Here is an 18380-nt window from a genome sequence, read left to right on the forward strand (position 1 = left end):
CCGGCGGCTACGCGCTCACCCACTCCCGCAGCACCTGTTCCAGATGTGCGTCGTCCAGCTCGCCGTGCTCGGCCAGCGCCTTGATGTGGTCGGTCACTCGCCGCAGCGCCTCGTCGCCGTAGTGCAGGCCCAGCTCGCGCGCCCGGTACGCGATGGCGTGCTTGCCCGTCACCTTGCTCGCGGCCTGGATGCGGCGGCCCACCCCGAAGACGCCGGGCGGGATGGCCTCGTAGGCGCCGGGGTTGAGGTAGATCGCCTTGAGGTGCATCCCCGCCTTGTGGTTGTAGGCGAATTCGCCCGTCAGGTAGTTGTTCCAGGGGATCGGCAACTCCACCATCCGCGCGATCATGCGGTCGAGTTCGGGCAGGAGGTCGAGATTGTACTTGTCGATCAGGCCCTGCGGGTCGAAGGTGAACATCCGCGCGAGGAAGCCCCCCAGCGGCGTGATCCCGTTGCGCTCGCCGATCCCCAGGATGGTCGTGTCGATGTGCGTCGCGCCCGCCTCGATGGCCTCGTAGGCGTTCGACACCGCGCAGCCCGTATCGTTGTGCCCGTGGAACTCGATGCCGCACTCGGCGTGGATGACCTTGCGCACCTCGCGCACGAGCGTGTACACCTGCCGGGGCGTGGCGACCCCCACCGTGTCCGCCAGACCGACGCGGTGAACCCCGAGGTCGGAGACGGCCCGATAGACGGCCATCAGGTCCGCCTCCTGGGAGCGGAAGGTGTCCTCCGCGCTGAAACGGATCTGGAGCCCCGGGTGATTCTCCTTGATCCAGCCGATGACCTCGGACGCCGTGTCGATGATCTGCTCGATGCTCTTGCCGTGGCTGAACTCGCGCAGGAAGGAACTCGTGCCGAAGAGCAGGTCGAGCCCGTCCACGCCGAGGTCCACCGCCCGCCGCACGTCCTCCATGTGGCAGCGGACGTGCGTCAGAATCTTCGACCTCAGCCCCAGCCCGGCGAGCAGGCGGATGTCTTGGGCCGTCTGCTCGCTCACCATCGGCGTGGTGACCTCGATGAATTCGGCCCCGAAAGCGTCGAGCGCCCGCGCGATCTCGATCTTGTCGCCCCGATTGAAGTTCCCGCGCGCGAACTGCTCGCCCTCCCGCAGGGTGGAGTCGATGATGGCCCAGGACCGGGCGGGGATGGGGGGAGCCGGGAAGTCTGTCGTCATAGAACGCCTCTCGTCCGGGCATTCTGCCCCGGGACTTGATGAGTGTCAACCAAACACCGAGCTTTTCTTGACGTTTGAAAGGTATTGGGGAACCGGGGTGCAGGCACGGTGACCCTTTGCTGAACCTCGTCCTCACGCCCCCTGCTCTCCGTGCGGCGTAGGGTTCGGGTTATGACGATGCACAAGCGTTCGTTGGGCCGCACGGGCCTGCAAATCACGGAGATCGGGTACGGCGCGTGGGGCATCGGCGCCGACGCGTGGAAGGGCGCGCAGGACGACGAGAGCCTGGAGGCGCTGCGGCGCTACGTCGAGCTGGGCGGCAACTTCATCGACACGGCGATGGGCTACGGCGACGGCCACAGCGAGCGGCTGGTCGGCCAGGTGGCCCGCGAGCACGAGGGCGTGTACGTCGCCACCAAGATCAGCCCCAAAAACGGGCAGTGGCCCGCCGCCCCGGAGACGACCGCCGAGCAGGCTTTTTCCGCCGATCACGTGATCCGCTGCACCGAGGCCAGCCTGGAGCGGCTGGGCCTGCCCACCATCGACGTGCAGCAGCTCCACGTGTGGAACGACTCGTGGCTGGGGCAGGGCGACTGGCAAGACGCGGTGGCGCAGCTCAAGCGCGACGGCAAGATCCGCCACTTCGGCATCTCCATCAACGACCACCAGCCGGACAACGCCGTCCGCGCCGTCGAGGAGGGCGTGGTCGAGACGGTGCAGGTCATCTACAACGTCTTCGACCAGTCGCCGCAGGACCGCCTGCTCGACGCCTGCCGCGCGAACGGGGTGGGTGTGATCGTCCGCGTCGCGCTTGACGAAGGGAGTCTGACGGGCACCATTACCCCCGGCACCAGCTTTCCGGAGGGGGACTGGCGGAACAACTACTTCGGCGGCGACCGCAAGGTGGAGTTGCAGCCGCACCTGCGGGCCATCGAGCAGGAACTGGGGATCACGACGAATCAGCTTCCCGAGACGGCCCTGCGCTTCGTCCTCAGCCACCCGGCGGTGAGCACCGTGATCGTGGGGATGCGCAGCGTGCGCAACGTGGAGCGCAACGCGGCGCTGGCCGACGGGCGCGGCCTCCCCGCCGAGCAGGTCGCGCGGCTCTACGGGCACCGCTGGGACCGCAACTGGTACAACCCGGCGGACTGAAGGGCAGGGTGGGGGGCGGCGTGGGGAAGGTCCCGCCGCCCCTCGTCGTGTCTCAAGAGGCTTCGGGAAGGCGAGGGGCAATGGGCCCAGGCCGGGTGGCTCCCCACTTGCCCAGATGCCCTGTTCGTCCACCCCCCCGGCAGGCCGTCCCGCGAGTCAAGGGGAGGAGGCGAGAGGCGAGGAAAGCGGCTTTGAACGCAGCTCCCTTCACCGCTCCAGCGGCAACTCAACCGGCTGTCCGCCCTCGCGCGACGACCGCTGCATCGCCAACACGATCTCCTGGTCGAGCCGCGCCTGTTCCCCGCCGTAGGTCGGCTCGCCCCCGGTTCGCACCGCATCCACGAGGCTCAGCAGGCAACCCGCCACCGCGATCTCATCGTCGTGCCACTGGGGATTGTGACCCTTGCGGGCGGTGACGAAAGGGTTCTCCCAGATGACGGTGGGGTGTTCGGGGTCCCCGGTGTGGGCGACGATGGAGCGCAGGGCACCGCCGTCGTTGCGCTCCAGCCTCCGCTCCAGGGTGATGAACTGCGGCGCCTCGCCGTCGGGGGTCAGCAGGGTCAGGCGCTCGTCCTGGCTGTGGGCCATGCCGACCGTGAGGCCCATGCCCTTTTCCGCCAGGAAGCGGCTGCTCCGCCACCAGCGCAGAGGCGAGTCGTAGCCCACGCTCGTCCAGTGGAAGACGCCTAGCCGCCCGTCCTCGAATTCGACGAGGGCGTGTTCTTGCGTCTCGGTGCGCTCCCCGCGCGTGTCGGCCAGGAAGGACCAGTGGGGGGCGAGGCGGTAGTCTCGCACCATTCCGACCACCCGCACGGGCCGGGTATCGAAGCCCAGGTAGCTGCGCATCACGCTCACCCCGTGGTAGCCGTGCCCCGCGAAGTCGCTGAAGGAGGAGTGGACGCGCCCAAATACGCCGGATTCGATCAACTTGAGCTTGATCTGTTCCAAGGGACGGCGGTGGAACTGCTCGGCCACCTCGACCTTGAGACCCCGCTCCAGCGCCGCCCCGATGATCGCGTCCGCCTCCCGCAGGTCGTGCGCGATGGGCGTTTCGAGCAGGACGTGGAGGCCGTGTTCCACCGCCATCCGCCCGACCTGCCCGTTCGCCCCGTAGGCGACGGAGACGATGCCAAGCTGTGCCCCCGTCTCCCGGATCAGGTGGTTGAGGTCGGTGAAGTGGGGGACCCCCAGGCTTTCCCCCAGCCGCCGCGCCGACGCCTCGCTCCGCCCCCACACCCCGACGAGGGTGACGTGCCCCGGGAGCGCCTTCACGATGGGCCCGTACAGGGAGTCGGAGCGGGCGGCGGTGCCCACGATGGCGACGCGCAGGGATTCAGGCATGGCCCAGGAATACACCCTGGGACGCGCGGGGGGGCTGGCCTTCCCTTCAGGTTCCGCCGCCTGTCGGGTCGTCCCCGGTGGCGGGACGCGGAGCGGGGCCTTGGTCCGCGCTTAAGACGCCTCGGACCTGTCCCGACGCCCCCCTCCGTAGAGTGCCCGGCGGAGGTTTTTCCCTTGTTCAGCCCTCACTTACGAGACATCCTGCGGTTGGCCCTGCCCGCGAGCGCGGAGGCCGTGATCCAACTGCTGTTCAATTTTCTGGCCCAACTGATCGTCGCTTCGCTCGGCGCCGCCGCCGTGGCCGCCGTCGGCTTTTCCAACAACGTCACCCTGATCGCGATCTTCACGCTCGCCACCCTGGGGACGGGCGCGGGCATCCTCGTCGCGCGGGCGCGGGGGGCGGGGGACCGGGAGGCGGTCGCGCGGACGACCGGCACCGCCCTGCTCCTCGCCGCCGCCGTGACGCTCGCGCTCGTCCTCGTCCTGAGTGTCTTCGCCCGGCCCGTGCTGGGGGGGCTGGGGGCCCCCGCCGATTTGGCGCAGACCGCCACGCCCTTTTTCCAGGTCGCCCTCCTCGGGGTGCCCCTGATCGTGCTGAGCGTCGTGGCGGGGAGCGTGCTGCGCTCGCTGGAGCAGCCGCGTGTGCCCATGTTCGCCACCCTCGTCGCGGCGGCGGTGAACGTGGCGGTGGGGTACGCGCTGGTGCGGGGCGTCGCCGGGTTTCCCCGGCTCGGGCTGGTGGGCGCCGCGTGGGGCGCTCTCGCCGGGCAGACGCTGCGGGTCGTGCTGCTGGGCGCCTTTCTATACGGGCCGCGCGGGCTCGTGCCCTGGGGCTGGTCGGGGCTGGGAGCCAGGGGGCGCGCCCTCGTTGGCGAGCTGCTGCACCTCTCGCTTCCCCTGGCCGCCACGCAGCTCGCGTGGAGCGGGGGCAATCTGCTCTACGCCCTCTTTCTCGCGCGGCTGGGCACGGCGGTGCTGGCCGGGGTCCAGATCGCCAACACGCTGGAGGGTATCTTCATCGTGGCGTCCGCCGGGCTGGTGCCCGCCGCCACCGCGCTGATCGGTCAGGCGGTGGGGCAGGGGAACGCCCGGCTGGCGCGCGAGCGGGCGCAGGTGGTCGAGCGCTTCGGGCTGGTGACCGGGGTGGCCTTCGGCGTGCTGTTCGCCCTCTCGGCCCTGGCCCTGCCCGCGCTGTACCCGGCGGTGGGGGAGGAGGTCAGGCAGGTCGCCCTGAGCGCCATCCTCGTCAACGCCGCCATTCAGGTCGTGAAGGTCTCCAACCTCGTGCGCGGCGGGGGCATCCTCCCCTCGGGGAGCGACACGCGCGGCGTCCTGATCGGGGACGCCGTGGGCGCCTTCGCGGTCGGGCTGCCGCTGGCTTGGGCGCTCGCCTTCGGGCTGGGGCTCGGCGTGTGGGGTGTGCTCCTCGCCCGGGTGGCGGAGGAGGTCGCCAAGGTGCTGATCTTCGCGTGGCGGGCAAAAAAGCTCGCGTGGCCGCGCGTGATCGCCGAGCAGGCGGGGGTAGCGTCGGCCTCGAACTGAGGACGGCGCAAGGGGGCCAGGGGTTCACGGCGAGGGTGCCGCCCCTGGCCCCCTCCCTTTCACGGCCTGCGCTGCATCAGCGCCGTCCGTTTGCAGCGCGCCACCACCTCGCCCCGCTGGTTGATTGCCCGGTGCTCGACGGTGACGATCCCGGCGTCCGGTCGGCTGCGGCTGTGCCTCACCTCCAGCACCTCCGACTCCGCGCGCAGGGTGTCTCCGTGGAAGACGGGTTTCGGGAATACCACGTCCGTCAGCCCCAGGTTGGCGACGAGGGTGCCCAGCGTGAGTTCGTGGACGCTCAGGCCCACGAGCAGGCTCAGCGTCAGGAGGCTGTTCACCAGCGGGCGCCCGAACTCGGTCGTGGCGGCGTACTCGTGGTCGAGGTGCAGCGGCTGCGGGTTCATCGTCAGCGTGGTGAAAAAGACGTTATCCGCCTCCGTCACCGTCCGCGTGATCCGGTGGCGGATCAGGGTGCCGACCGGCAGTTCCTCGAAGTAGCGGCCCTGGGGGCGGTTCAGGTCCTCGTTCACGAATGCTCCCCCCGCGCGTGCAGGATCGCCCGCGCCCGCGCCAGCATCGGCTCGTCCACCATCTGCCCCTCGAAGGCGAAGGCGCCGCGCCCCGATTGGGCCGCCTCGTGAGCGGCGCCCAGCAGACGGCGGGCCCGCGCGGCCTCGGCGTCGGTGGACCCGAAGTAGGCGTGGGCCAGGGGCACCTGCGCCGGGTGGATGCACAGCTTCCCCGCGTACCCCAGCGCCCGGCCCTGCGCGGCGTCCTCGCGGAAGGCGGCCTCGTCCCCCAGCCGCGTGACCACGATGTCGAGGGCGGGCACCCCCGCCAGCCGGGCGGCGAGGGCCACCCGCGAGCGGGCGTACAGCACCTCCAGGTTTCCCGGTGTGCGCTGCCCCCCCAGGTCGGTCGTATAGTCCTCCGCCCCGAAGTACGCCCACGCCACGGGCGGCACCAGAATCTCCCGCGCGTTCCACACCCCCGCGCCCGTCTCCAGCCCCGCCATGACGGGCAGGCTCAGGCCCCGCTCCGAGAGTGCCCCCGCCACGAGCCGCACGTCCGCCGCCGACTCCAGCTTGGGGACGACCACGCCCGCGAGTTCGGGGGTGAGCACGCCCAGGTCGTCCTCGAAAAAGGGCGAGTGCACGGCGTTCACCCGCACGAACACCGCGAGGTGGGGGTGGGCGGCGATCAGCTCACGCGCTGCGTCCCGCGTGACGGTCCGGGCCGTCGCCTTGGCCTCGGGGTCACTGGGCACGGCGTCCTCCAAGTCGAGGACGACGGCATCCGGCTCGGCGCGGGGCAGCTTGGCGATCAATTCGGCGCGGTTGCCCGGCGCGAAGAGCACGCTGCGGGGGCGCGGGGTGGGAGAGAGGGTCAAGTGACTCCCTCCCCGGTCTGGACGGCGAATTCTGGACTGGGCACGCCCAACAGCATAGTCGGCGGCGGGAAGGCGGGCGGTCCCTACACGCCCAGCTCGTACCGCACGACGTGAAAGCCCCGGACGTGCCGCTCGTCCACCGCCCCGAAGCCCGCCGCCTCGTACAGGGCGCGGAGTTTGGGCCGGGTCGCCGCGGTGTCGAGGCGCAGGAGGGGGACCCCGGCCTCCCGCGTCTCCCGCACGGCCTCCTCCAGCAGCAGGGAAGCGAGGCCCTGGCCCTGCGCGTCCGGGTGAACGCCAAGCTTGTGCAGATAGAGCGCCTCTCCAGGTGCCGCCTCCGGCCAGAAGAGCGGGTCCTCGGGCAGGAGGCTGAAGGTGCCGACGGGCCGGGTTCCCAACCACGCGACGCGCCACGTCGGGGCCGGGTACTGCCGCTCCAGCCGCTGCGGCGTCAGGCTGGAGACGGGCCACAGCGACCTCCCCAGCGCGGCGAGGTGGGCGGCGGTCGCCGTGAGCACGCCCGAGGCGGCCTCCACGTCCCCCCGGGTGAAGGTGAGGTCCATAGGTCCGAGCCTAGCCCCCCAGCGCCGGGGCGGGCTCGATGCCCGTCGCGTGCAGGTCCTCGCCACGCGCCTCCAGCCGCACCCGGGGCAGCGGGCCGTTCGCCTTGCCGAAGACGGCCTCCCCGGCCTTCAACGGGTCGAACACGCTGTAGTGGCACGGGCAGCCGAGCTGCGGGTGCCGGTCCCCCGCGGGCGGGCGGTAGTTGTACGCGAAGGCGAGGACCTCGGTGTCGCGCACGAGGTTCACCGCGCAGCCCAGGTGGGTGCAAATCCGCGAGTAGGCGACATAATGCGCCCCGTCCGCGCTCAGGCCGCCGGGCACGGGCTCGGGCACCCGCAGCAGGACGCAGGGACGACCGGCATAGGTGAAGTTCACCTCCGCCCACTCGCCTTCCAGCTCCGCACGGGAGGCCACCCGCACTGTCTCCCCCGGCTGGAAGTCCGGCTCGCCCGCCCCCTCCTTCCCGAAGGTCACGCGCGAGGCGTACCAGCCCATATACCCGAACGCCCCCAGCGTGCCCGCCACCGGCACCACCCACCAGCGTTCGAGCAGGCCGCGCCGGGTCAGTGTTCTGGAGCCGGGGCTCACTGGCCTTCTCTCTGCCACCGCTCCAGCACGTCGAGCAGGGCATTCAATTCTTCGGGCTTCAGGTTCGGGTAGGCGGGCATGGCGCCCTTGCCGTTGACGGTCACGCTTCTAAGCGCCTCGCGGGAGAGGGTGGACACGCGGAGGTTGGGCCCCAGGCCCCCCTGACCGTTCGGGCCGTGGCAGCTCGCGCAGTTCGCGGCGTAGACCTTGAGGCCGGGGTCGTCCTCGTTTTGCCGGGCGCGGATGGCGGTGATCAGCTCGTCCGCGTCGCGGCCCTTGGGGTCGAGGGTCCGGTAGCGTTCGAGCGCCGTCAACGCGTCTGCGTCCTGCCCGAAGCGGGCGAGCGCGAAGCCGAGGAGAAGCTGCGACTCGGGCTCCTGCGGGGCGAGCTGCGCCGCCGCCTGGATGAGGCGGAAAGCCTGCTGCGCCTCCTCGGGCGTAGGGTCTTGCGCGTTCTGCCCCTGCTGATCGGGCCGCGTCAGGAGCAGGATGCCCAGCCGCCGCAACGCCTCGGGCTGCCGGGGATCGAGCCTCAGCGCGTTCCCGTACGCGAGGACGGCCTGCGCGTACCGGGCGGAGTCGAAGGCGGCCCGCCCCCAGGCGAGGTACGCCGCCTTATGCCCGCTGGCCTCGGCCCTCTTCCTCAGGCCCGGCAGCGCGAGCACGTCCCGCACGTCCTGCGCCTCGCCCGCCCCCAGCGAGGCGAGCTGCCAGCGCGGCACGAGGGTCACCGCCCCGGCGACGGTCACGAGCGCGGCCACGGTCAGCCCCGTCAGCGCGAGGGTGCGCGTCCGCCCGCTCCGTTCCCGGGAGGGCGGGGCGGGCGGCAGGGCGTCCAGTGAGCGCAGGGTCAGCGCCGCGCGGCGTTCGAGGTCGGGGCGCCGGGCCTCGTCCGTCAGGTTCGCCAGTTCCCCGTACAGGCGGCCCTGCTCAGCGGTCAGCCGCTCGCGCTCAGGGGCGTCAGGATCGGCGGGGGCCCCTGCCCTGAGCGGCTGCAACACCAGCCACAGCGCGGCGAGCACGAAGAGGGCGAAGACGGTCAGGCCGAGGATCACGCCCCACCTCCCGCCCGGTCGTCCCGCCGCGTGTCGCGCCTCACCTGCGCGAGGAAGGGGTCGAAGGGCTCCTCAGCGACGGGCTCCGGGGCGGGCGTGGTCGCAGCGTTCCTCTTCCGCAAGAAGGCCCACAGCACCACGCCGCCCCCGGCCAGCGCGAGCAGCGGCGCCCCCCACAGGAGCGCGCCTGCCCCCTCCTTGGGCGGGTCGAGAAGCACGAAGTTCCCGTACCGCGCCGAGAAGTAGGCGTAGATGTCCCGGTCGCTGCGCCCCGCCGCCACCTGCTCGCGCACGTCGCGCAGCATCTCCCGGCTGATGTCGTTCGTGCTCTCCGTGATCGGCACCCCCGTGCAGATCGGGCAACGCAGGTTCGACCCGACGGACTTCGCCCGCGCCTCCTGCTCCGGCGTCAGGGCGAGCGACACGGACAGCAGCAGACCCAGGACGAGGGCGAGCAGCCCCCGCACCACCGACCACGAGCCACGGACCACCGACCGCCTCACAGCCCCGTCACCCCGATCTTCTCCAGCCCCACGTTCAGCCGCTCGCGGTCCAGGCCGCCCCGGTCCACGTGCTGCACCACGCCCGCCCGGTCGATGAAAAACGTCTCGGGAATGCCCGCCACGCCGTAGTTGATGCCCGTCTTGATGCCCGGGTCCCGCAGCGAGGGGTAGGCGAGGGCGTACTCGCGGATGAAGTCGCGCGCATTCTGCTCGTTCGTCTCCTGGAACAGCACGCCGACGACCGCCAGCCCCTGCCCCGCCCCCTGCCGCTCGCTGAGTTCCCGGAAGAGCGGCGCCTCCTCCCGGCACGGCCCGCACCACGACGCCCAGAAGTTCACGACGACGGGGCGGCCCCTGAGCGAGGCGAGGCTGACCCGCGTGTCGTCGAGGCTCTCCAGGGTGAAGTTCGGCGCCGCCTTCCCAACGAGCGGACCGCCGTCCGTGGCGTTGCGCGCCGGGCTCAGCAGCGCCGCGCCGAGCACCCCGACGAGGCCAGCGGCCAGGACGGGCGGCAACAGCCGCCGCCACAGGGGAGCGGGCGCCTTGGTGGTCGAATTTGTCTTCGTAGAGAGGTCAGTCACAACGTACCGTCCCGTTTCTTTGAGAGCGTGGGTGATCAAAAGGGCGATCAGACCGACGCGTTAGGTTTCTTGTTGCTCCTCCCCCTTGACTTGCAAAGCTCCGCAGGAGAGGGGGGAGGCTGGGGCTCGCAGAGCTGCGGAGCAGAGGGGGTGAGCGAGTAGAGCCTCCAAGCAAAGGCAGCCTTCAATCCCCACCTTCCCATCAATCCGTCGCCGGGGCCGCCCGCGTCACGGGCACCCGCACCGCCACCCGCCGGGGCGTCACGAGCGTCAGGCCCGCCCCCAGCACCACCACCAGCGTGCCCCACCAGATCCACGACACCAGCGGGCTCTCGATCAATCGCACGCTCGCCCACTTGGCGTCCGCGTCGAAGGCCGTCACCACGAGGTAGGTGTCGCCCAGCAGCCCGTAACGCACGGCGGGCGCGGCGAAGGCGGAGTCGCCGCCCTGCACGTAGGTGTTCAGCCGCGCCTCGAAGGGTTGCCCGTCGATCAGGACGCGGGCCACCTGCGACTGCCCGTAGGGCTTGACCTCCCGCCGGATGCCTTGCAGCGCCAGCGTCTCGTGAAGGAGGCTCTTCGGGGCCGCGCCGACATTCAGGGTCGTCTGCGCGTCCTGCCGGTACGCCCCCGAAAAGGCGATGCCGAGCGCCATCACCACGAGCCCAACGTGCGCGAGGTAGGCACCGTACCGCCGGGGCTGCTCGCGCACGAGGGTCATCAGGCCCCCGCCCCGCTGCCGCATCGCCCGGACCGTGAGCAGCCCGAGGCCGACGAGGTTGTAGGCCGACAGCGCGATCGTCCCCAGCACGCCGGGGCTGCGCACCCCGAGCGCGAAGGCGATGACTCCCGCCCCGACGCCCGCGATCAGGAGGGGACGCAGCGCCCGCCACAGCCCCTGCCCTTCCGCCCGCCGCCACGGGAGCAGCGGCCCCACCCCCATCAGGAGCAGCAGGCCCAGCCCCAGCGGAATGGCGAAGGCGTTGTAGAAGGCAGGCCCCACCGACGCGTCCCGCCGCCCCTGCACCGCCTCCACGAAGGTGGGGAAGAGGGTGCCGACGAGCACCATCACCGCGAAGACGAGGAAAAGCCAGTTGCCCGCCAGAAACGCCCCCTCACGGCTCAGCGGCGCCGGGGCCTCGCCCTCGTCCCGCAGGTGGGGCGCACGCCACGCAGCGAGCCCGATCCCCGCGACGAGCAGGAAGGCGAGAAAGCCCAGGAACACCGGCCCCACCGGCCCGCCCGCGAAGGCGTGCACACTCTGCACGATGCCGGAGCGGTTGAGGAAGGTGCCGAGCACCGTCGAGGCGTACGCCAGCACGATCAGCCACACGTTCCACGCCCGCATCAGCCCGCGCCGCTCCTGAATCTGGACGGAGTGCAGGAAGGCCGTCGCGAGCAGCCAGGGGATCAGCGACGCGTTCTCCACCGGGTCCCACGCCCAGTAACCGCCCCAGCCCAGCGTCTCGTAGCTCCACCACCCGCCCGCGACGATGGCGGCGGTCAGGAAGGCCCAGGCGGTCAGCGTCCAGCGCCGGGTGGCAACGACCCAGTGGTCAGACAGCCGCCCGGTGACGAGCGCCGCGACCGCGTACGCGAAGGGCACGGCCAGGCCCACGAAACCCAGGTACAGCAGGACCGGGTGGACGGCCATCATCCAGTGGTTTTGCAGGGCGGGGTTGGGGCCGCGCCCGTCGGCCAGCACCTGCGAGACCGGCGTGAAGGGGCTGGCGACGGTCGCGCACACGCCCACGAAGAAGAGCAGGTTGACGAACATCGCGCCCAGGGCCCAGGGCCGCAGGGCGTCGCGCCGCAAGGTCAGGCTCAGCACGAAGGCGAAGCCCGCGAGCAGCCACGCCCACAGCAGGATCGAGCCCTCCAGCGCCCCCCACAGGCTCGTCACCTTCACCCAGGTCGGCGAGGCCCGCATGGAGTGCTCGGCCACGTAGCGCACCGAGAAGTCGTCGCCCAGCAGGGCGGTCATCAGCGTCAGCGTGGCTAAGGTGACGAGGGCGAAGACCGCCCACACCGCCCGCCGCGCCGCCTCGGTCGCCCGGGTGTCGGCCTTGAGCCCGCCGACCACCGCGAGCCAGGTGCCGCCCAGCGTGAAGGCCAGCGCCGCCAGCAGCGCCAGTTGCCCCAGCGCCCCGAGCGCGCTTTGGTTGAAGGAAATCAGGTTCAGCATCGGGCGCGAGTCCTCACTCGCTCTGCCGCAGCAGGTCTTTGAGCTCGGCCTGCGTCTGCGGCACGTTGTATTCCTCGGAGTGTTTCACCACGAGTTCGGAGGCGTGGAAGGTGTTGCCCTGAAACTCGCCGCGCACGACGACCCCCTGGTTCTCCTTGAAGAGGTCGCTCACCGCCCCGCGGTACCGCACCGGGAAACTCGCGCCGCCGTCCGTCACGTCGAACTTCAGGTCCAGCGTCTGCGGGTTGTACTGCACCGCCCGCACGAGGCCGCCGATGCGCAGGGGCCGCCCCTCCAGCTCCGTGCGCTGCTGCACGTACTCGGTCGGCGTGACGAAGTATTCCAGGCTCTTGCCCAGGTTCCCGAAGGCGATGAAGGCCGTCAGCGCGACGAGGGCCACGACGCCCAGGAGGGTGGGCAGCGGGCTGCGCTTACGCCGCCGGGCCTGCGGCAGGGGAGAGGGCAGGGTCATCGCCGCTCCTCGCGGTTCGCGCGCAGCCGCAACCAGACCCAGCCGAGGTAGGCCGCGAGCAGCAGCAGGGTCACCACATACACCACGATCACGTAGGCGGCGTACTTATCCACGGGCGACCTCCAGCGGGGTCAGGTCGGCCATCAGCTCGCGCTCCTCGCGCTCTTCCTCACGGGCGGCCAGGGTCGCCCGCACGCGCAGCAGGTAGAAGTACAGCAGGGTAAAGGCGACGGTCGCCGCGAGCAGCACCCAGCCGTACACGGGCGCGGCGTCGAAGCGGATCTTGCCGAGCAGCTTGAGGGTCTGCGTCTGGTGCACGCCCCGCCACCACTCCACGGCCATGTAGTTGATCGGCACGTAGAGGGTGCCCACCAGCCCCACGACCGCCGCCACCCGCGCCCGGCGGTCCGGGTCGTCGATCAGGCTGCGAATCAGCAGGTAGCCGCCGTACACGACGAGGCTCAGGGCGGTGGTCGTCAGCCGCGCGTCCCAGACCCAGTACACGCCCCAGGTCGGCTTGGCCCACAGCATCCCGCCCACGATGGTCGCCACGGTGAACAGCACGCCGATCTCCGCGCTGCTCAGGGCGAGGCGGTCGAAGCGGCGCTGGCGGGTGATCAGGTACAGCAGCCCGAAGAGGCCGGTGCCCCCGTAGGCGAGGTAACTCAGCCACGCGGTGGGCACGTGCACGAACATCAGGCGGACGAGCGAGCCCTGATTCACATCCAGGGGCGCGCTCAGGCCCAGCACCACCGCCGCCCCCAGGGCGAGGAGGGTCGCGGCGCCCAGCCCCGTCGTGACTCGATCTTGTCTCATGTCAAACCTCATTCTGAGCCGCGCCCGTGAGGGTCACCGTGACCGGGGGTGCGGCGTGCTCTCGTGCCCACAGAATCGCGTCCTGGCGCGGGAGGGACAAGTGCGAGTGTCCCCCCGGCGCATGGAGAGGGAGTGTCCTTGCGGATAGGGTACGGTGAGGCTCTCAACCCGCCGCCCTCCCCCAGAGTCGTGGAGCTGCAAAGCCAAGAGGTGCCCTATGAAGTTTGCCCGCCCCCTGACCGTTGCCCTGGCCCTCGCCGCCCTGACCCTGACCGCCTGTGCCCCCTCGGCCTCTCCCCCCGCCGCCCCCCTCCCCGACCCGGCCACCTACCGCCCCGAGGGCGCGCCCGTATCTGTCCCCGGCGTAGGCGAGGTCGGGCGCTGGATGATCACGAAAGACCTCGTGCCCGCCACCTGGCTCGGCGAGAAGCTCGGCGGGCGCACCCCGCGTGAGCCGGTCAACGTGCTCCTGATCGACCGCGCGGCGAAGAGCCCGGAGGAAGCCACGGGCCGCCTCCTGGCCGCGATGAACGCCGCCGGGTATGGCCCCAAGGGGGGGCACTCCACCGGCTACTTCGGGGAGGTCGGCGGGAGGCTCTACCCCATGCTGCCCACCGGACCGGGCGAGGCGTTCAGCGACGACCCCTTCTTCGTGCCGAACAACCACGGGCGCATCTTCGGGCCGGTTCCCGTGGAAAACGGGTACGTCTTCACGGGGGCCTTCAGCCTGGAGGGCATTCGCCTGTTTCCTCGCCCCGGCCACCCCTACCGCTCCTTCCAGGTCGCCCGCGAGGACCTCGCCGACAAGCTCAATACCCACACCGGGTTCAGGCGGGCCGGATACGTGGACATGGGCTCGCGCCTCGACACCCCGACCGAGACGACCGGAGACCACGACGGACGGGCGGTGCTGCTGGTGGCGGGGGGTCCGTAAGTCTCAGGTATAGATCAGGCACCCCCGCTCCTCCAGCCGCCGGAACGCCGCGGGCAAGGAGGTCAAGCGGTTCCAGCGCAGGTCCAGCCGCTCCAGGTTCGGGAGAAAGGCCAGCCCTTCCGGCAGCGCCGTCAGCCCGTTCGCCCGCAGGTCGAGGAAGCGCAGGTGTTCCAGCTCGGCCAGCGAGGCGGGCAGTTCCGTCAGGTGGTTGAACCTCAAGTCCAGTTCGGTGAGGGCGCCGAGCTTGCCGATCTCCTCGGGCATTGTCGTGAGGGCGTTGCCCTGCGCCATCAGCTTGCCCAGGCGGGTGCAGTTCCCCAACTCGGGCGGCAGGCTGGTCAGGCGGTTGTTCATGACGTGCAGTTCCCGCAGGTCGCTCAATGCTCCGACCGATTCCGGCAGGGACGTGAGGGCGTTGTTGTATGCGCGGAACTCGACGAGGTTCGCCAACTCGCCCAGCCAGTCAGGAAGGGCCGTCAAGGCGTTGTCGGTGACATTGAGGTAGACGAGCGAGCCCAGGTAACGCAGGGAGTCGGGCAGCGTGGTCAGGCGGTTGTTGCTGAGGTACAGGAATCTCAATTCTTGCAACCCGGCGAACACGTCCGGCAGCGTGCTTAACCCGTTATGGCCGAGGTCGAGCATCTCCAGCCCGGTCAGCCTGCCCAGCCCCGGGGAGAGTTCGGTCAGCCGGTTCGCCGAGAGGTTGAGCGTGCTCAGCCCCGTCATCTCCCACACCCACTCCGGCACCCCTGTCAACTCGTTGTCGTACACGCTCAGGACCCGGGCGTCCGTGCAACGTCTCAGGCTCTCGGGCAGGGTTTGAAGGCGGCAGCCATTGAGATTCAGGTGGTCGGGTCGGGCGGAGGGGTCGCGTTCGAGGACGGCAAGCAGGTCCTGTGCGCGCGGTCCCGTCGTGTGCTGGTGGTTCAAGCCTTCGGCGACCACGCTGTCCTCGTCGGTGGGCATGGGCCACTGTACCGGGCCCCTACCCCTCGACCGCGAAGCCGAACAGCAGCGTCGCCAGGATGACCGTCCCCAGGTCGAAGGCCGCGAGGAACACCACCCAGGTCGTGACCTCCGGCGTCCACCCGCCCGTGAGCAGGAGGGAGGTCGCCTTCACGCTGGCGATCACCACGGGCACGAGGATCGGGAAGGCGAGGGCGGGCAGCAGCGCCTCGCGTGCCCGCAGGTTCACCGTGATCGAGCCGTAGAAGGTCGTCCCCGCCGCGAAGCCGACCACACCCAGCGCGGTCAGGAGCGCGAGCGCCCCCCACGGCACCGCCCGCCCCGCCCCCGCCGCCCCGAAGAGGATCAGGCCCGCCGGAAGGGTGAACGCCGCGACGAGGAAGAGCGGCCCCAGCACCCCGAGCAGCTTGCCCACGTACAGCGCCCCGTGTGCCCCCGGGTAGAGGAGAAGCTGCTCCAGCGCCCCCGCCTCCTGCTCCTGCGCGAAGGCCCGCTGCGCCCCCACCGCCGCCGAGAGCGCGAGGGCCGTCCACACCGCGCCCGCCGCGACTCCGGCGGTCTGCTCGACCGTCCGCGCCGTGGCGTCCCCGCCGAGCGCCAGCCCCAGCACGAGGAGCACCAGCCCCGCGAAAAAGGTGGTGGCGAGCAGCGTGTCCCGCGTGCGCCCCGCCACCCGCAGGTCCTTGGCGGCGAGGGTGAGGGCCGAGCGGACCGTGGAGGGTGGAGCGTGGGGCGCGGTCGGCCTGCCCTTCTGTTCCACCTTCCACCCGCTACGCTCCACGGTCCTCCTCCACCTTGCCGCCCACCAGCCGCACGGCCCGGGGGGCCACCCGCCGCGCGAGATGCGGCTCGTGCGCGGCGATCACCAGCGTCACGCCCCCAGAAGCGAGGTCGCCGAGCAGTTCAAGGGTGAGTTCCCGCCCTGCCTCGTCGAGGTTGGCGAAGGGCTCGTCCACCAGAGTCACGGGCCGGGCGAGCAGGTGCGCGCGGGCGAGGGCGAGCCTCTTGCGCATCCCCGCCGAGAGGAACCGGACGCGGCGGGTGGCCGCCCGCTCCAGCCCCACCCGCCGCAGCTCCCCCACCGCGTCCCCCGTCTGGCCGTGCATCCGCAGCGCGAAGTCGAGGTTCTCCGCACACGTCAGGTCGGGGTACAGTCCCCCGTCTACCGGCATCAGGTGGACGCACTCGCGCACCGCCCGCCCGTCGCGCAGGTCGAACCCCAGCACCCGCCCCTCCCCCCGGGTGGGCCGCAGCCCCGACGCGAGGACCCGCAGCAGCGTCGTCTTGCCCGCCCCGTTCTCGCCGAGCAGGGTGACGCCCTCCCCGGCGGGCACGTCGAGGGTCACGCCGCGCAGGATGACCTCGCGGCCCAGCCTCAGCCAGAGGTCGCGGAGCTGGAGGGCGGGCGGGGGAGTGGTGAGTGGTGAGTGGTCAGTGGATGGGTCGCCCGTCTTTTCCCACTTCCCACTGACCACTTCCCACCGACCCCCTTGACCCCCTACACCCTCAGCCACGCCGGCATCACCTCGTAGAAGAAGGTCGCCAGCCGCGTGAACTGCCCCGTCAGCATGAGAACGCCGACGAGGACGAGCACGACGCCGCCCACCTTCTCGAACACGCCCGCGTAACGGTTCAGCCGCCGCAGGTTCAGCCGGTCCCACAGCAGCGCGGCGAGGAGGAAAGGCACGGCGAGCCCCAGCGTGTACGCGGCGAGGAGCCCCACCCCGGTACTCAGGCTGGCGCTGCTCGCGGCCAGCCCCAGGATGCTGCCCAGCGCCGGACCCAGGCACGGACTCCACCCGAAGGCGAAAGCGGCCCCCAGCGCGACCGGCCCGTAGCCTCCCGCGCCCGCCAGCGCCCGCGTGTCCCGCATCAGCACGGGCAACCGGATCACGCCGAGCATCACCAGCCCGAAGAAGATGATCAAGGCGGCGGCGACCCGCCCGAGCAAGATCTTGTGCGGTGCCAGGAGGGCCCCCAGGCTGCTCGCCGTCGCCCCCAGCGCGATGAAGACGAGCCCGAAGCCCAGGATGAAGCCCAGCGCCCGCCCCAGCGGCGCCCGCGCCCCGCCCAACACGCCGAGGTAACTCGGCACGAGCGGCAGCACGCAGGGGCTCAGGAACGAGATCAGCCCCGCGAGAAAGGCCACCGTGACGGACGGGGCACCGGGAGAGACGAACATGGGGCGAGTCTAGCCCAGGGCCATAGGGCGGGCTGTCCCCGCAGGCGGACTGCCGGGCACACGAACGCCCCCACGCGGGACAGGGGCCGAAGAGAGCGTGTGGGCCTCAGTCGTCAAGCCGGATATGGGTGGCGACGACGGTGGTGCCGTTCGGGGCACGCCCGGGAGTCACGTCGACCTTCTGGCCGCTGCGGTTGCTGGCCCAGAATTGCCCGGCGGCGAGCCGGGCGGCGCGGTGCTCCGCCGTGTAGACCGTCGCCCGCGTGACGCGCACGAGGTAGGTCCGGCCCTCGTCGGTGACGCGGAAGGTGCGGGCGGCGGGATTCCAGGCACGGATGATGCCCTCGACGCTCGAACGGCCCGAGGACGAGTCATCCCGCCCCTTCGCCAGTGGGGTAGGAGCGAGGACCATGAGGCTGGCCACGGCCAGCAGGACGCGCACAGATTGCGGGGTCATGACCTTACTTTAAGTTCTAAAGCTGATCGTTTCCCTAAATGGGATGAGAAGTGAGGAAATCTTCTCACTTCAGCCCTAGATTCCCCCCGAAGTTCCCCTCCCACGCGTTCAGCACCCGGCCCTCCCGCACGAGGAGCACCGTGGGATAGGCACCGACCCGCAGCGCGCGGGCGAAGGCGGTCGCCTCCGGGCCGCGCCACACGTTGACCCCCTTCGGCGCCGGGGCGGGCACGTCCTCCGCGTTCACCGCCCGCACGGGCAGCCCCGCCGCGAGCACCGCCCCCCACAGTTCGCCCAGGTCGCCGCAGTCGTGCGAGTACACGACGACGACCTCGCGCTCGCCGGAGGTCCAGGGGTGGGGGGGCAGCACCTCCCCCAGCCGCACCCGCGCCCCGGCGTCCGAAATCCCGAGGGCCAGCAGCAGCGTGAGCAGGGGAGCGCGTCTCATGGGCCGCATGATGCCGCCCCAAGCCTC

At 71.2% G+C, this 18380-nt stretch carries 22 protein-coding genes; 3 read left to right on the forward strand and 19 right to left on the reverse strand.

The annotated features are described in order from the left end of the window. Positions 1-7 precede the first annotated feature (7 nt). Positions 8-1177, reverse strand: a complete 1170-nt coding sequence (gene lysS / locus A7B18_RS02640; RefSeq protein ID WP_102125110.1) for a homocitrate synthase — start codon at positions 1175-1177, stop codon at positions 8-10. Between the two features lie 177 nt (positions 1178-1354). Here lysS and A7B18_RS02645 point away from each other — a divergent pair, with 177 nt between their 5' ends. After that, entirely contained in the window at positions 1355-2329 is a 975-nt protein-coding gene (locus A7B18_RS02645; RefSeq protein WP_102125159.1) for an aldo/keto reductase, read from the forward strand. Positions 2330-2536: 207 nt separating this feature from the next. On the opposite strand, the gene A7B18_RS02650 is transcribed toward A7B18_RS02645, so the two are convergent. After that, positions 2537-3670 carry a Gfo/Idh/MocA family oxidoreductase gene (locus A7B18_RS02650; protein WP_102125111.1) on the reverse strand — a complete coding sequence of 378 codons (1134 nt, stop codon included), beginning with the start codon at positions 3668-3670 and terminating at the stop codon, positions 2537-2539. A 174-nt stretch (positions 3671-3844) separates the two neighbouring features. Here A7B18_RS02650 and A7B18_RS02655 point away from each other — a divergent pair, with 174 nt between their 5' ends. After that, positions 3845-5212, forward strand: a complete 1368-nt coding sequence (locus A7B18_RS02655) for an MATE family efflux transporter (RefSeq protein ID WP_102125112.1) — start codon at positions 3845-3847, stop codon at positions 5210-5212. Between the two features lie 59 nt (positions 5213-5271). Here the strand turns inward: A7B18_RS02655 and A7B18_RS02660 are convergent, their stop codons facing one another. The 11 genes from A7B18_RS02660 to ccsA form a co-directional block, all read right to left on the reverse strand. Beyond that, positions 5272-5742: a MaoC family dehydratase gene (locus A7B18_RS02660; RefSeq protein ID WP_102125113.1), complete on the reverse strand. Its 471-nt coding sequence runs from the start codon at positions 5740-5742 to the stop codon at positions 5272-5274. Next, positions 5739-6602: an HpcH/HpaI aldolase/citrate lyase family protein gene (locus tag A7B18_RS02665; RefSeq protein ID WP_102125114.1), complete on the reverse strand. Its 864-nt coding sequence runs from the start codon at positions 6600-6602 to the stop codon at positions 5739-5741. Before A7B18_RS02665 ends, A7B18_RS02660 begins: the two co-directional genes overlap by 4 nt. 83 nt (positions 6603-6685) lie before the next feature. Continuing rightward, positions 6686-7165 carry a GNAT family N-acetyltransferase gene (locus tag A7B18_RS02670; RefSeq protein ID WP_102125115.1) on the reverse strand — a complete coding sequence of 160 codons (480 nt, stop codon included), beginning with the start codon at positions 7163-7165 and terminating at the stop codon, positions 6686-6688. Between the two features lie 10 nt (positions 7166-7175). Beyond that, positions 7176-7754, reverse strand: a complete 579-nt coding sequence (locus A7B18_RS02675) for a Rieske 2Fe-2S domain-containing protein (RefSeq protein WP_102125116.1) — start codon at positions 7752-7754, stop codon at positions 7176-7178. After that, complete coding sequence (locus A7B18_RS02680) at positions 7751-8809, reverse strand: c-type cytochrome (protein ID WP_102125117.1); 1059 nt, start codon at positions 8807-8809, stop codon at positions 7751-7753. Before A7B18_RS02680 ends, A7B18_RS02675 begins: the two co-directional genes overlap by 4 nt. Next, a complete protein-coding gene (locus A7B18_RS02685) occupies positions 8806-9312 on the reverse strand; it encodes a cytochrome c-type biogenesis protein (RefSeq protein ID WP_245872715.1) in 507 nt (168 codons plus the stop codon). Before A7B18_RS02685 ends, A7B18_RS02680 begins: the two co-directional genes overlap by 4 nt. Then, positions 9309-9893 (reverse strand): TlpA family protein disulfide reductase, encoded by a 585-nt coding sequence (locus tag A7B18_RS02690; protein WP_102125118.1) that lies wholly within the window; start codon positions 9891-9893, stop codon positions 9309-9311. Before A7B18_RS02690 ends, A7B18_RS02685 begins: the two co-directional genes overlap by 4 nt. A gap of 202 nt (positions 9894-10095) precedes the next feature. Next, positions 10096-12078, reverse strand: a complete 1983-nt coding sequence (locus A7B18_RS02695) for a heme lyase CcmF/NrfE family subunit (RefSeq protein ID WP_102125119.1) — start codon at positions 12076-12078, stop codon at positions 10096-10098. 13 nt (positions 12079-12091) lie between these two features. Then, entirely contained in the window at positions 12092-12550 is a 459-nt protein-coding gene (gene ccmE / locus A7B18_RS02700; RefSeq protein WP_102125120.1) for a cytochrome c maturation protein CcmE, read from the reverse strand. Then, complete coding sequence (ccmD, locus tag A7B18_RS02705) at positions 12547-12663, reverse strand: heme exporter protein CcmD (protein WP_102125121.1); 117 nt, start codon at positions 12661-12663, stop codon at positions 12547-12549. Before ccmD ends, ccmE begins: the two co-directional genes overlap by 4 nt. Continuing rightward, the gene (ccsA, locus tag A7B18_RS02710) at positions 12656-13366 is read right to left on the reverse strand and encodes a cytochrome c biogenesis protein CcsA (RefSeq protein ID WP_102125122.1); all 711 of its coding nucleotides are present in this window, start codon (positions 13364-13366) and stop codon (positions 12656-12658) included. Before ccsA ends, ccmD begins: the two co-directional genes overlap by 8 nt. A gap of 217 nt (positions 13367-13583) precedes the next feature. Here ccsA and A7B18_RS02715 point away from each other — a divergent pair, with 217 nt between their 5' ends. Beyond that, positions 13584-14300: a hypothetical protein gene (locus A7B18_RS02715; RefSeq protein ID WP_102125123.1), complete on the forward strand. Its 717-nt coding sequence runs from the start codon at positions 13584-13586 to the stop codon at positions 14298-14300. A gap of 3 nt (positions 14301-14303) precedes the next feature. Here the strand turns inward: A7B18_RS02715 and A7B18_RS02720 are convergent, their stop codons facing one another. From A7B18_RS02720 to A7B18_RS02745, 6 genes are all read right to left on the reverse strand, one after another. Continuing rightward, on the reverse strand, positions 14304-15266 hold the full coding sequence (locus A7B18_RS02720; protein WP_102125124.1) for a leucine-rich repeat domain-containing protein: 963 nt from the start codon (positions 15264-15266) through the stop codon (positions 14304-14306). 19 nt (positions 15267-15285) lie between these two features. Continuing rightward, entirely contained in the window at positions 15286-16047 is a 762-nt protein-coding gene (locus A7B18_RS02725; RefSeq protein WP_102125125.1) for a heme exporter protein CcmB, read from the reverse strand. Further along, positions 16037-16741 carry an ABC transporter ATP-binding protein gene (locus A7B18_RS02730; RefSeq protein ID WP_102125126.1) on the reverse strand — a complete coding sequence of 235 codons (705 nt, stop codon included), beginning with the start codon at positions 16739-16741 and terminating at the stop codon, positions 16037-16039. Before A7B18_RS02730 ends, A7B18_RS02725 begins: the two co-directional genes overlap by 11 nt. Before the next feature lie 23 nt (positions 16742-16764). Further along, complete coding sequence (locus tag A7B18_RS02735; RefSeq protein ID WP_102125127.1) at positions 16765-17448, reverse strand: cytochrome c biogenesis CcdA family protein; 684 nt, start codon at positions 17446-17448, stop codon at positions 16765-16767. Positions 17449-17554: 106 nt separating this feature from the next. Then, positions 17555-17905 (reverse strand): hypothetical protein, encoded by a 351-nt coding sequence (locus A7B18_RS02740; protein ID WP_102125128.1) that lies wholly within the window; start codon positions 17903-17905, stop codon positions 17555-17557. A 64-nt stretch (positions 17906-17969) separates the two neighbouring features. After that, positions 17970-18362 carry a penicillin-binding protein gene (locus A7B18_RS02745; RefSeq protein ID WP_102125129.1) on the reverse strand — a complete coding sequence of 131 codons (393 nt, stop codon included), beginning with the start codon at positions 18360-18362 and terminating at the stop codon, positions 17970-17972. Positions 18363-18380 lie beyond the last annotated feature (18 nt).

Source organism: Deinococcus planocerae (assembly GCF_002869765.1).
Classification (GTDB): domain Bacteria; phylum Deinococcota; class Deinococci; order Deinococcales; family Deinococcaceae; genus Deinococcus; species Deinococcus planocerae.